The sequence below is a fragment of the Bradyrhizobium sp. HKCCYLRH2060 genome, assembly GCF_051168135.1.
Taxonomy (GTDB): domain Bacteria; phylum Pseudomonadota; class Alphaproteobacteria; order Rhizobiales; family Xanthobacteraceae; genus Bradyrhizobium.
In genome coordinates, this window is the sequence record NZ_JBNPUK010000003.1 from 590,955 (window position 1) to 603,617 (window position 12,663).

Here is a 12,663-nt window from a genome sequence, read left to right on the forward strand (position 1 = left end):
TCGCGCGTGGCCTCGCGGTCTGAAAGACCGGCTCCGGCACCGGCGGTGAGGGAGCTCTACTGTCCCGACGGCGTGCGCAGGCCGTGCCAGGCGTCGCGCACCTGATGGTAGTGAACCTCGGGCAGATAGTCCGGCGTATTCAGATTGAGATTCTTGACGTCGAGCCGGCCGACCGCGCTGAGCAGCGTGTAGGAGGCGATGACGCGGTCGCGCTGCGCGCCGATCAGCCGCGCCTTGGCCTGGATCAGATCGGCCTGCGAGTTGAGCACGTCGACGGTGGTGCGCTGGCCGCCCTGGGCCTCGCGCGAGACGCCCTGCAGCGCGACGGTGGCGGCCTTCACCTCGGCCTCTGAGGCGCTGACGGCGACCTTGGCGCCTTCATTGGCGACCCAGGCGCTGACCGCCGCGGTGCGGGCCTGGTTGCGGACCTGGTCGAGCACGAGGCGGCTCTGCGCCGCGAGCTCCTTGCTCTGGCGGGTCTGCGACGCGGCGGTGCCGCCGTCATAGATCGGCGCGGTGACGCTGCCGACGATCGAGGCCTGGTCGGTGCCGAAGGTGCCGAGCGTCTGATCCGAATCGCGGCTGCGGCTGACATTGCCTTGCAGGGTCACGGTCGGCAGCAGCGCGCCCTCGGCGACCTTGATCGAGGTCGAGGCCACGTCGACGTCGAAGCTGGCCGCAGCCACCGCCGGATTTTCCTTGTTGCCAAGCGCAATCGCGTCCTCGCGGCTGCGCGGCAGCAGGCGATCGATCGGGTCGGCCGCGCGCAGCTGGCCCGGCGCCATGCCGATGACCTGGGCATAGGTCGCCTGGCTGATGGCGAGGTTGACCTCGGCGGCGTTGAGGTCGGACTGGCCGCGCGCCAGCCGCGCCTCGGCCTGCGAGGCATCGGTCGGCGTGACGTCGCCGGCATTGAGGCGGCGCTGCGTGACGGAGAGCGTCTCGCGCAGGAAGGCGACGTTGGAGCGCTGCGCCTCGACCAGCGACTGGTTGGCGAGCACGTTGGTGTAGGCCGTGACGGCGTCGAGCAGCACGCCCTGACCGACATTGCGCAGCGCCTCGCGGCCCGACTGCACCTGCAACTCGGCCATGCGCACGCTGTTGGCGGTGCGGAAGCCGTTGAACAGTGTCTGCGTCACGGTGACGCCGATGGTCCAGGGCTTCAATGTCGCGGTCTGGATCGTGTTGCCGGGCAGCAGATTGCGCACGGCCTGCAGGCCGGCGCCGAGGCTCGCGATCAGTTGCGGGCGATAGCCGGCGAGCGCCTGCGGCACGTTCTCGTCGGTGGCGCGCTGGCGCGCGCGCTCGGCGTTCAGCGCCGGGTTGGTCTGATAGGCTTTGACGAGCGCGGCCGCGAGATCCTCGGCGCGCGCGGGCGAGCAGGCGACGACAAAGCCGGCGGCCACGGTCAGGCCGAGGCCGAACCGCCGCGCATGCACCTTGCCGACGCCAAATTGTTTGGCTCGACCCACCATCCGACTCCGCCGCGTCTCACTGTCTTAACCAGTTGTTTACCTGTTTACGGCGGATGGCGGCCACACACAAACCGCGGATATGGAATCCGGCGGGCTTTTCCATGGTTTGTTGTGGCGTGCTCGCCACAGGCCGTTTGTCGCAGTGCTGCGACATGGCCGCGCGAATACGCGCTTGGTAAGCGGGTGAGGTGCACCCGTCGACGCGAGAGGCAGAGCGATTCGTTCAGCTGCGAGTGACCCGCAGCCATCTCACCGGTTCTTGTTCACCGGCTTGCGCTTCTCGATGAACGCGGCCATGCCCTCGGCGCGGTCTTCCAGCGCGAAGGTGGCGTGGAACAGGTTTCGCTCGACATTCATGCCTTCGGACAGCGGGGTCTCGAAGGCGCGGTTGACGGCCTCCTTGGCCATCGCCGCTGCCGGGCGCGACATCGCGGCGATCTTCTCGGCCGCGGCCATCGCCTCGTCCATCAATTTGTCGGCCGGCACGATGCGGCTGACGAGGCCGGCGCGTTCGGCCTCGGCCGCATCCATCATGCGGCCGGTGAGGCAGAGGTCCATCGCCTTGGCCTTGCCGATCGCGCGCGTCAGGCGCTGGGTGCCGCCAATGCCCGGGATGGTGCCGAGCGTGATCTCGGGCTGCCCGAATTTTGCGGTGTCGGCGGCGATGATGAAGTCGCACATCATCGCGAGCTCGCAGCCGCCGCCGAGGGCATAGCCCGAAACCGCAGCGATCGTCGGCTTGCGGCAGCGCGCGACGCGGTCGCCGCCGATCGCGGTGAAGTCGCTCGAGAACATGTCGATGAAGCTCTTGGGCTGCATCTCCTTGATGTCGGCGCCGGCGGCAAACGCCTTCTCGCTGCCGGTGATCACGATGCAGCCGATGGCGTCGTCGGCCTCGAGATCGTCGACGGCTGCGGCGATCTCGCGGAAGACGCCGAACGACAGCGCGTTGAGCATCTTCGGCCGGTTCAGGGTGATGAGTCCGACCGCGCCCTTGCCCTCGACGATGATGTGCTCGTAAACGCTCATGATCCCACCCCGCAAATCAAAACAGCGGGCAATGTGCCCGCTGGATCGCTACGCATCAAGTAGGTGCGGCGCCGCGTGGCGCCTCAGATCATGAACATCCGTGCCGCCGAGCCCAGGGTGAGCAGGGTGCCGCAGGCGATGAAGATCTTACCGATGATCGAGGCCTTGTCCCAGCCCGAGCTGTCGTCATTGCTGACCGTGACCATGTTCACGGTGACGTCCGAGGCCGTCGGCGCATCGCTCGGCGCGGCGTCGGCCGATTCCGCCGCAGGCGCGGCCTGAGCCTGGGCCTCGGCCGGCATCGGCGCCGGGAATCCGTCCTGCTTCGCCGCCGGGGCGCTCTCGGCCCCCACCGGCAGGAACGGACTGTAGCTCTGCTGTTCGGCCGCGCGCGCCAATCCAGTGCCAACGAGGCCCAGAACGAACGCGGCGGCAATGATCAATGCTGAACGTCCACTGGCTTGGATCGTCATCGTCGGCTTCTCCCCATCCCGCCAGCCCAAGTCGGAGTGAGACCCCGACAGATGTCGAGAACGGGGCAGAAAATGGGTATCTTCCTGCCGCTCACGGCAAAAGCTGGGCGGCGCCGCAGTTTGCGATGCGGCCCATCAAACCTGATCATGCACCGTGCGATTCGGTGCTATGGAGCGGTTCCAAGGAACTGTTTCCAAGACTTGCCCGGTGGCGTGCTCTCGGTGTGGCGTAACTCGGATGCTTCCGAGGCCAACGTCCGCATCACGAATTAGTGATCAGGATGCCGCGAGAGTAACAAACTGACGAATCGGGCGAATTGCTGGGGGTGGAGCGGAGTTGCGCGAGCGTGACGACGAGTGGACGGGCTGGATGCGCCAGGCCGTCGCCGGTGACGACGAGGCCTATCATCGCCTGCTGAGGGCGATCACGCCGGTGTTGCGCGCAGCATCACGGCGCGGGCTGGCGCGCGCCGGCCAGCCCCCCGACCAGGCCGAGGACATCGTGCAGGAAATTCTGTTGGCGGTTCATCTCAAGCGGCACACCTGGGACGTCGATGCGCCGTTCGCGCCCTGGCTGTTCGCGATCGCGCGCAACAAGCTGATCGACATGCTGCGCCGGCGCGGCCGCCGGGTGTTCGTCGACATCGACGATTTCTCGGAGACGCTGGCCGACGAGCCGCCGGCGCCCACCGTCTCGGCCGGCGAGGTCGAGGCGCAGCTGAAGACGTTGCCGCAGCGCCAGCGCGACGTGCTGCAGTCGATCGCGGTCGAGGCCGCCTCGATCAAGCAGACCGCGGAAAAGTTTTCGATGAGCGAGGGCGCGGTGCGGGTGGCGCTGCACCGGGCACTCGCAAGCCTCACGGCCAAGCTACGGGATACCTGACCATGGACACCGATCAGCTCATCCGGACCCTCGCGGCCGACAATGCGCAACGCGCGCAGCCGGTCGGCATCGTGCTGGCGCTGGCCCTGATGGCGGCAACGCCGGTCTCGACCGCGATGCTGCTCATCGGCCTCGGCGTGCGGCCGGACATCTGGCTCGCGGTGCGCAATCCGTTCTTCGACCTGAAGTTCGTCGTCACCACGGCGCTGGCGATCCCGGCGCTGATCATCAGCCTGCATCTGTCGCGCCCCGAGGCCTCGCTGCAGGGCTGGAGCTGGCTCCTGATCGCGCCGATCGTGGTCCTCGTCGGCGGCATGGCGGCGGAGATGATGCTGCCGCAGCGCACGCCGATGATGGCGCGGCTGGTCGGCCACAATTCGATGGTGTGCATGAGCGCCATCCCCGTGCTGTCGCTGCCGCTGCTGGGCGCGGCGCTGTTCGGCCTGCGCCATGGCGCGCCGTCGCGTCCGGCGATGACCGGCGCGATCGCCGGGCTGGTCTCGGCGGGCATCGCGGCGACGCTCTATGCCGCGCATTGCACCGACGACTCGCCGCTGTTCGTGGCGACCTGGTACACGGTGGCGGCGCTGATCGTGGCCGGGCTCGGCGCGCTCATCGGCGCGAGGGTGCTGCGCTATTGAGCGCGCTACGCCTGCACCGGCGTCGCGGCGTCCTGCACGCGATGGAAGCGCAGCACCTGCTGCGCAGTGGACCGCCGGAGCCGTTCATAGGTGGCCTTGCAGGCGTCGAGATCGGCGGTCGCGGTGGTGGCGAGCTCATCGCGCATCAGGATGATCGACTTCACCGTCGGCCATGACAGGCCTGCGACCTTGGCGAGGATCATGACGCCCTCGGCGCGGCTTTCGATCATGATGCTCTCGGCGACCGCGACCGGCACGTTGGCCATGGCCGCAAGCGCCGCATTGGCCTCGTCGAACTTGCGCTGCTCGGTGAACTGCACGACGAGACGGTCGTCGAGCCGGCCCTCGGCATGCAGCGAGCGCACCAGCGCGTGCGCGATCTCGGTCTGGCTGGTCAGCGCCACCGCGCTCGATCGCGCCCGCCGGCCCGCCATGCGCACTGCCGAGGGGACCTCTTGCGCGAGCTTCGGATTTGCCGCCTCGAGCCGCGTGCGGACCGTGGCCGACGCCTTGGCGACCAGCTTCAGATAGAGGTGGCGCGGCAGATTGGGCCGCATGGCGAGGCAGGCGGCGAGGTTTTCGTCCAGCGCGGCGCGATCGACCAGCGTGTCGAGGCTGGCCTCCGAGACGTCGGCGCCGGGATTGCTGACGGTGCTGTGAACGACCTCGTCGTTGCCGCGCCTGAGCAGGATGTCGGTGACGGCGCGGCTGAGCACGCGCCGGAGCGAGATCGCGAGCAGATGCGCCTGGCTCTTGGTCTCGGCTGTGCGGATCAGCGCGGCCTCATCGAGCCGGTCGGACTTCGACAGCACGGGACCTGCGACATCGATGGCGTCGTCATCGGCCAGCCGGTGCAGCGTCCGCGGCGGCGCCGACGCCAGCGGCGCCAGCCGCCGCGCGAGCAGGGCGCGGGCCGAGATCTCGATGTGCTCGACCAGGCATTCGAACACGTCGTCGAACAGCGCGACCTGATCATCGGCGAAGTCCGTCGCGCCGTCGACGAACAGGTCCGTCACCTTGCGCAGGGTCTCGACCCGCCGGGCGACGGTGCCGTGCGCGAGCGTGTCCTCGAGCTCGTCGAGCAGGCTTTCGTTCGGGGCGGGTTTCGGGGTCATGCCGGGATGGCGCAGGCGCTGGTGACGCGATTGCGGCCCTGCGCCTTCGAGTCGTAGAGCGCACGATCGGCCCGGGCGAGCAGCGAATCGGCGGTCTCGTCGCCGCGCGGGGTGGCCACGCCGGCCGAGAACGTGACCTGCAGGCCGGTCGAAAACGCGCTCCAGTCGAGGCCGGCGATGATCTGGCGCAATCGTTCGGCGAGCCGCGCCGCGGCGTCGGCCGGCGCGCCCGGCAGCACCAGCAGGAATTCCTCGCCGCCGTAGCGGCCGAAGCGGTCGCTGCCGCGAATGTTGGCGAAGATGGTGATGGCGAAGGTGCGCAGCACATCGTCGCCGGTCGGATGGCCATGCGTGTCGTTGATGCGTTTGAACCAGTCGAGATCGATCAGCACCACCGAGCAAGGCTGGCCGCCCTGCTGCGCCTGCGCCATCTCCTCGTCCAGCACATGCATGATCGAGTGCCGGTTCAGCGCGCCGGTGAGCTCGTCGAGCTCGGCCAGCTCCTCGATGCGGCGATAGGCTTCCTTGAGCTTCTGTCCGCGCTGGTACAGCGTCTCGCGCAGCGCGCTGGAGAAGATGCCGAGGAACATGCAGCAGGCGATGGTGAGCAGGAAGACCAGCAGCGTCGCGAGCCGCTCGAGGCCGCTGCCGTGCGGCATGCCGAGCGGCTTGTCGGTGAGCAGGAACAATCCCGCCAGGCCGATCGCGAGGAACGTCCAGCAGATCGCGCTCTGGCGCGGCGTCGCCCGCAGCGAGGCAAAGGCGACGACGATGTACAGCGTGCATAGGAACAGGATGCTGACTTCGGGCGCGATGTAGCAGAACGCGACCGTGAGCATCATGCTGGCGAGCGATTGCGGCACCACGAGGTAGTGGTCGCGGAAACGGTCGTTGAAACCGCTCTCCGACAGGACGGTCCACAGCGCGACGGTGAGAATGCCGATCGCTGCGTAGGCTGGCGCGATCGTGACCGGGACGGTTCCCGCCTGGGCGTAGATCAGCAGGATGACGGCATCGATCAGGTAGCATCCGGCGACCAGCGCCAGCATCTGCCGGCGCCGTCCGGCTCGACGCGCGCGCAGGTCGCTGGACGGAGACGGCTGCGCGTCCCCGGCCTCAGCGATATCAGGACTGGGAAAAGGCGGTGCCGTCGTGCCCATGTGCTCGCGATTCTTCGTCGTTGGCTTAATATCTACGTGGGAAAGCATTTAACTTTGGTATCTATGGGCATGGACGAAGAGGCCGCCGCCGTGGTGCTGCGACCGGGAATCTACGGCTTTCAGGGCGGGTAGTTGGCGGGAACGGGCGGAACATGGTAGGCGGGAACCCGCTGGTCGCGATCGACCTGGGCGCTGCAGCGAAATCTGCAAGTCTGTGCGCCAACTCACATTTCGGGACGTATCTTTCCGGTATTTTGAAGATTTTTGCGGTTGTGTTCGAACCGCGACGTCAATCCTCCAGACCAATCTTGCGAGACGGCCATTGAGCGTGACAGCAGCGGCGTCAGATGAAACCCTGATTGCCCGGATCGCTCAAGGCGACCGGCTCGCCATGCAGGTGCTGTACGGACGGCACCATGTCAGGGTGTACCGTTTCGGGCTCCGGCTCGTGCGGGACGAGCAGGTCGCGGAAGACCTCATCAGCGAGGTCTTTCTCGACGTGTGGCGTCAGGCCGGCAAGTTCGAAGGCCGTTCTGCCGTCTCCACCTGGCTCCTGGCGATCACGCGGTTCAAGGCCCTGTCGGCACTTCGGCGCCGGAAGGACGTTGAGCTGGAAGACGAGGCCGCGAACGCGATCGAGGATACGTCCGACGATCCGGAGGTCGCGGTCCAGAAGAAGAATACCGGCGAAGCATTGCGCAAGTGCCTGACGGCGCTTTCGCCTGATCACCGGGAGATCGTCGATCTCGTCTACTACCACGAGAAGTCCGTGGAGGAGGTGGCCGAGATCGTCGGAATTCCGGAGAACACCGTCAAGACGCGCCTGTTCTATGCGCGCAAGAAATTGGCCGAACTCCTGAAAGCGGCCGGCATTGAGAGAGGCTGGCCATGATGGCTTTGAGCAAGATGCTGGAGCAAGAGCCCGGAGAGATCGAACTCCTGCTGCCGTGGTATGCCGCCGGCACGCTGAATGCGCGCGACATGCGCCGGGTCGAGGAGGCTCTCGCCAACGATGCCGATCTCGCCAGGCAGTATGCGGAAATCCAGAAGGAATATGCCGAGACCATCGCGCTGAACGAAAGCCTCGGCGCGCCGTCGATGCGTGCGATGCAGAAGCTGTTCGCGGCGATCGAGGCGGATCCGGTGCAGAAGCCTGCCGCGCCGCGCGGCTTCAGCGCGCGGCTGATGGATTTCTTCGACAGCCTGTCGCCGCGGACCTTGGCGTGGACCGTCAGCCTCGGCGCGCTGCTGGTGCTGGCGCAGGCCGGCGTGATCGGCGCCGTGCTGATGCGCTCGCAGACCGCGACCTATCAGACCGCCTCGGTCCAGGACAAGACCGCCGCGCCCGAGCCCGCGAGCAAGCCGATGGCCGCGCCGCCGCCGAGCGCCGCTGCGCCGGCCCCGGCGGAGCGGGCGCCCGAGAGCATGACGCGGTCGCGGATGGCCGAAGCACCCGCGCCGGCCGCGCCGCTGATCCGCGGCCTTGGACCGCAGGTCGCCGGATCGACCGCGCCCGCCTATGCGCTGGTGCGGTTCGCGCCGGAGGCGCGCATGGCGGACATCTCGGCGCTGCTCGACAGCTACCAGGCCTCGATCGTCGAGGGCGCCAAGGGCGGCCTGTTCAAGCTGCAACTCGGCGACCGGCCGTTGTCGAAGGCCGAGGCCGACAGCCTGATCGGCCGTCTGGCGCGGGAGAAGATCGTCAGCCTCGCGGTGGCCGCGCAATAGGCCCGCGCCGTCCGAAATTCATTCGGAGGCTTCATGTCGTCGAGTTCGCCGCTACGCTTCGCCAGATCGGTTGCGATGCTGATCGTCGTCACAATGCCTGCTTTCGCAGGTGGCGACCTCAGTGCCCATGCCCAGGCGATGATGCGTTCGCCCACCATCAACATCCCGAGCCGGGTGCCGAGCATCAACCCGGGCACCGCGCTGCGCGCGCCGCCGCCGACCGGGATGGCGCCGCGCCCGGCCTTGCCCAATGCGCGATTTGCACCGAACCTGCAGGCGTCCTGCAACCCGGCGGATCGCAGCGTCTCGGGCGAATGTCTCGACCACCCGTCGGTGACGGGGGATGGGCAGGGTCGGCGAGCCCAGGGAAAATTGGACAAGGGCAGCTCCGCCAGGGTGACGCAGCGGCGCGAGCCGAAGGTTGCGGCCGCGGTCGATCTGCGGACCATCGCCAACGAGATCGTCGCCGAAATCGATGACTCTCTCTCGACCGACCAGGCCGACGCGCTGGCGCGTCGCCATGGCCTGCAGCGCATCAGCTCGCAGCGCTTTCCGCTGATCGGCGCCACCATCGGTCTGTTCAGGATCACCGATCGCCGCTCGGTGCAGGCGGTCAGCCGTGCGCTCGCGGCAGATGCCAGGGTGCGTTCGGTGCAGCCGAACTACCGCTATACGCTGCAGCAGCAGAACGCAGCCCCCGTCGAGGGCGATCCGGCGCAATACGCGCTGGCGAAGCTGCGGCTGCCGGAAGCGCACAGGCTGGCCCAGGGCTCCAACGTCACCATCGCTGTGATCGATTCCGGGGTCGATCTCAGGCACCCCGAATTCGCCGACGCGTCGTTCGACGTGTTCGACGCGCTCGGCGGCGACGAGGGGCCGGATGTGCATGGCACCGGTATCGCCGGCGTGATCGTGTCGCACAAGCGGTTGATGGGTAGCGCGCCCTATGCACGCATCATCGCCATCCGCGCCTTCGGCATGGCCAAGAAAGGCGGCGGGCCGGAAAGCAGCTCCTACGTGATCCTGAAGGCGCTGGACTACGCGGCCCTGCACGGCGCCCAGATCGTCAACATGAGCTTCGCCGGCCCGAAGGATGCGGTGATCGAGCGCGCGATCGCGGCCGTCGCTGCCAAGGGCGTCGTGATGGTCGCGGCCGCCGGCAATGCCGGCGCCAAGTCGCCGCCGCTCTATCCCGCGGGCAATCCGAACGTCATCGCCGTCAGCGCCACCGACGACAGGGACCAGCTGCTGCCGGCGTCGAACCGCGGCAACTACATCGCGCTGGCCGCGCCCGGCGCCGGGATATTCCTGCCGGCGCCGGATGGCAAATATCAGATCATCTCGGGCACCTCGTTTTCCGCGGCCTATGTCAGCGGGCTTGCGGCGCTGGTGCTGGAGCGCAATCCGGCGCTGAAGCCCGAGACGGTGCGGACCGTGCTGACGCGCACCGCGCGCGATCTCGGCACGCCCGGACGTGACGATCTGTTCGGAGCAGGGGAGGCGGACGCCCTCGCGGCGGTCCAGGCCGTGGTCTCGCCGCAGGATGCGCCTGCTGCTGCGGCGCCGTCCGCGGGGCTGCAAGCGGAGCCGGCACCGGCCCGCGAGTTGCGCCCGGCCGCGGTGACCGAAGCATCTCCGGCCGGCGATGCGCTTCGGCCCGCGCAGCAATGACGCCAACGTTTTCGTGAACGTTCCGAAATTCTCCTGCTCGCTTTGAACGTGCAGCGGGGCGGTCACGACAGAAAGCATGTGGGAGCGGTGATCCCCTCCCCAAGGCTATATACGGCGCGAGCGCCCATCCACCCCAAGCGCCAATATGGCTCGACCCGTCCGGTTGTCCCCCCGGACGGGTCTTTCATTTTTGAGCGAGGTCGAAGCCCGGCAACGTCGATATCCGGCAGTGTCTCGCGCCCCTGAGGGGAACATCTTTGGGTTGTTTAGGGATGCCGTTGGTCGCGTTCGTATTGCCGCGCCTGGCCAAAGCCCGAAAAAACACGGACAAAATTTCCGCACGACTACGGTTTGGCCGCCAAACAACATGGCATTAGCTAGACTTTGTTAACCTTTTCCACAAAATATTCACGTCACGTTGCGTTGATTCGTGCCGAGTGCGTCCGTCCCCTTCTCTCACGGGCTCCCCTATGACACATCGACCGGACGTGGCTTGTAGCCGCGAACTGGCTGCGCGCTGGTGCGCGCTTGCCGAACGGCGCCTCGACCATCTCACCGAGCTGTTCGATAGCGGCCGCTGGCGCCGCTACTACACCGAGCAGTCTCTCCTCGACGATATCCGCCAGGCCAAGGCCGCGGTGCAGACCTGGCAGGCCCTGTCCCGCGCCGAACCCGAGAGGGTGAGCATCGTGCCGAGTCAGAGGCCGGCCCCGGTGTTGGCCGCGCCACCGGCTCCCGTGCGCCTCGCCGAGCCGGAGCCGATCGCGCGCCACCCCATTGACGTCCATCCGCACGAGCACCGGCCGATCGCTCTGCCGCGCTCGCTCGAAACCATCCTCGCGGCGTCCGAGATCATCGTCGAGTCCGAGGTCGAACTCGGCACAGAGGATCTGGAGCCCCATGAGGTTATCGAACCGGACCATGTCGCCGCAGACGACCTCGCCGCGGAACTGACCCTCGCGGCGCCGCGCATCGACATGTCGGCGCTGGAGCAGGCCTTGAGCATCGGCATCGAATCCGATGCGGAGTATGACGAGCCCGTTGTCGATCTCGACGCCATCGAGCGCCGCTATCCGGCGCTGGCGGTCGCGTACTAGTTTCTCATCGTGTGACGGCGTTGCCGTTGACGGTCAGCTGCGCAAAGCGCTGCGCGCCGTCCTGCGTCAGGTCCGAGGTGACCGGCTTGATGTGATCGAGCCCGATCACGGCGCCGCGCGGCGTGCCGGAGATCATGTTGTTGCTGACCATGGCCGTGCCCGCGCCTGGGACGACCGACACGCCGACGCCCGCCAGCGCATTGCGAATGATGTTGCCGGAGATCACGACGTCACGGAGATAGCGGCCCCAGCCGGCGACGATGCCGTAGGACGGGGCGTTCTCGACCACGTTGCCGGTCACCGCGGAGTCCGCCTCGACATAGATGCCGATGCCGGCATCGTCGTCAGGCGCTGTGCCGATCGGTCGCTTCGGGATCAGGTTGCGGATGATGTTGCCCTGGACCACGGCGATGCGGCCGCCTTCGTTGAAGTTGCAGACGGAGACGCCGAAGGCGGCGCCGTCCACCGTATTGCCCGAAATCACGGCACCTTCGAACGCGAACTCCGAGTAGAGCGCGACCTCGCGCACGTCGCTGACGCTGTTGCCGACGATCTGGATGTTCGAGGCCGAGTTGCCGCGCACCGCCGAGTAGTCGCAATTCCTAATGCGGTTGCCACTGATGATGACGTTGCCGGCGCGAAAGGCGTTGATGGCATTGCCGTACTGGCCCGAGCCGCCGGGGCCGGCCTTGATGTCCGCGATGAAGTTGTCGAGCACCATGGTGCCGTCGTCGCCGATCGCGGTGCGCAGGATCTCGATGCCGTTGTCGCGCGTGCCCTTGATGGTGTTGCGCGACACGATCAGGCCGAGGGCATCGAACGACACGATCGCGGTGACGGCGACGTCGGTCAGGACGTTGCCGCTGACATCGCCGGAGACCTGCTCGAGCCAGATGCCGCTGCCGCCGGAGCGCGTGACCTCGCAGTCCTGGACCCTGACATCGTTGCCGGCTGCAACGTGAAGCAGGCCGCGCCGCTGGGGCAGGGCGATGCCGCCGCCGTCGAGCGCGATGCCGCTGATGCCGAGGCCATCGGCGCCTTCTGCCGAGAGCAGCGACGGGCCGCCGCCGGTGAACACGAGCTTCGTGGCGCCGCGGACGCCGACCAACTGGCTGCCTTTGGCGAGCCTGAGCATCGAGGTCCGGTAGGTGCCCGGCGGCAGCGCCAGCGGCGCCTGCGCCCGCGCCGCCTCGTCGATCGCGCGCTGCAGGGCACGGGTCTGGTCATCCGGGCTGTTGGGCTTGACGCCAAATTGGGTGGCGTCGCGGCCGAGCGTGGAGATCAGCGGGACAGCCTGCGCCGGTTCACTCGGCAGCGCCAGCACGGCGGCAGCGGCGGCCGCTGAAGTCCCGAGCAGGTTGCGGCGGTTGACGTCCATGATGTCAGGCTCG

Annotated in this window: 12 protein-coding genes; 6 read left to right on the forward strand and 6 right to left on the reverse strand. The window is 67.7% G+C overall.

Features of this window, described 5'->3' with window-relative positions:
- Positions 1–56: 56 nt before the first annotated feature.
- The 3 genes from ACQR10_RS10430 to ACQR10_RS10440 all read right to left on the reverse strand — a co-directional run bounded on the left by ACQR10_RS10430 (position 57) and on the right by ACQR10_RS10440 (position 2,977).
- Positions 57–1,475 (reverse strand): TolC family outer membrane protein, encoded by a 1,419-nt coding sequence (locus tag ACQR10_RS10430; RefSeq protein ID WP_315804245.1) that lies wholly within the window; start codon positions 1,473–1,475, stop codon positions 57–59.
- A 249-nt stretch (positions 1,476–1,724) separates the two neighbouring features.
- Entirely contained in the window at positions 1,725–2,504 is a 780-nt protein-coding gene (locus ACQR10_RS10435; RefSeq protein ID WP_316218116.1) for an enoyl-CoA hydratase, read from the reverse strand.
- A gap of 83 nt (positions 2,505–2,587) precedes the next feature.
- The gene (locus ACQR10_RS10440) at positions 2,588–2,977 is read right to left on the reverse strand and encodes a hypothetical protein (RefSeq protein WP_316218115.1); all 390 of its coding nucleotides are present in this window, start codon (positions 2,975–2,977) and stop codon (positions 2,588–2,590) included.
- A 337-nt stretch (positions 2,978–3,314) separates the two neighbouring features.
- Between ACQR10_RS10440 and ACQR10_RS10445 the strand changes: the two genes are divergently transcribed.
- Positions 3,315–3,860, forward strand: coding sequence for a sigma-70 family RNA polymerase sigma factor (locus tag ACQR10_RS10445; protein ID WP_315716082.1), 546 nt, complete (start codon positions 3,315–3,317; stop codon positions 3,858–3,860).
- A 2-nt stretch (positions 3,861–3,862) separates the two neighbouring features.
- Positions 3,863–4,501 carry a DUF1109 domain-containing protein gene (locus tag ACQR10_RS10450; RefSeq protein WP_316218114.1) on the forward strand — a complete coding sequence of 213 codons (639 nt, stop codon included), beginning with the start codon at positions 3,863–3,865 and terminating at the stop codon, positions 4,499–4,501.
- A 5-nt stretch (positions 4,502–4,506) separates the two neighbouring features.
- Here ACQR10_RS10450 and ACQR10_RS10455 read toward each other — a convergent pair whose 3' ends face one another.
- The gene (locus tag ACQR10_RS10455) at positions 4,507–5,616 is read right to left on the reverse strand and encodes a DUF2336 domain-containing protein (RefSeq protein WP_316218113.1); all 1,110 of its coding nucleotides are present in this window, start codon (positions 5,614–5,616) and stop codon (positions 4,507–4,509) included.
- Positions 5,613–6,776 (reverse strand): GGDEF domain-containing protein, encoded by a 1,164-nt coding sequence (locus ACQR10_RS10460; protein WP_315804239.1) that lies wholly within the window; start codon positions 6,774–6,776, stop codon positions 5,613–5,615. The genes ACQR10_RS10455 and ACQR10_RS10460 overlap by 4 nt, the downstream gene beginning before the upstream one ends.
- Positions 6,777–7,098: 322 nt before the next feature.
- Here ACQR10_RS10460 and ACQR10_RS10465 point away from each other — a divergent pair, with 322 nt between their 5' ends.
- The 4 genes from ACQR10_RS10465 to ACQR10_RS10480 all read left to right on the forward strand — a co-directional run bounded on the left by ACQR10_RS10465 (position 7,099) and on the right by ACQR10_RS10480 (position 11,272).
- The gene (locus ACQR10_RS10465; protein WP_008961196.1) at positions 7,099–7,668 is read left to right on the forward strand and encodes a sigma-70 family RNA polymerase sigma factor; all 570 of its coding nucleotides are present in this window, start codon (positions 7,099–7,101) and stop codon (positions 7,666–7,668) included.
- Positions 7,665–8,504, forward strand: a complete 840-nt coding sequence (locus ACQR10_RS10470; protein WP_434837899.1) for a hypothetical protein — start codon at positions 7,665–7,667, stop codon at positions 8,502–8,504. The genes ACQR10_RS10465 and ACQR10_RS10470 overlap by 4 nt, the downstream gene beginning before the upstream one ends.
- 33 nt (positions 8,505–8,537) lie before the next feature.
- Positions 8,538–10,175: a S8 family serine peptidase gene (locus ACQR10_RS10475; RefSeq protein ID WP_410051452.1), complete on the forward strand. Its 1,638-nt coding sequence runs from the start codon at positions 8,538–8,540 to the stop codon at positions 10,173–10,175.
- A 470-nt stretch (positions 10,176–10,645) separates the two neighbouring features.
- Positions 10,646–11,272 (forward strand): TIGR03809 family protein, encoded by a 627-nt coding sequence (locus tag ACQR10_RS10480; protein ID WP_316218111.1) that lies wholly within the window; start codon positions 10,646–10,648, stop codon positions 11,270–11,272.
- Between the two features lie 4 nt (positions 11,273–11,276).
- Here ACQR10_RS10480 and ACQR10_RS10485 read toward each other — a convergent pair whose 3' ends face one another.
- Positions 11,277–12,650 carry a TIGR03808 family TAT-translocated repetitive protein gene (locus ACQR10_RS10485; RefSeq protein ID WP_316218110.1) on the reverse strand — a complete coding sequence of 458 codons (1,374 nt, stop codon included), beginning with the start codon at positions 12,648–12,650 and terminating at the stop codon, positions 11,277–11,279.
- Positions 12,651–12,663 lie beyond the last annotated feature (13 nt).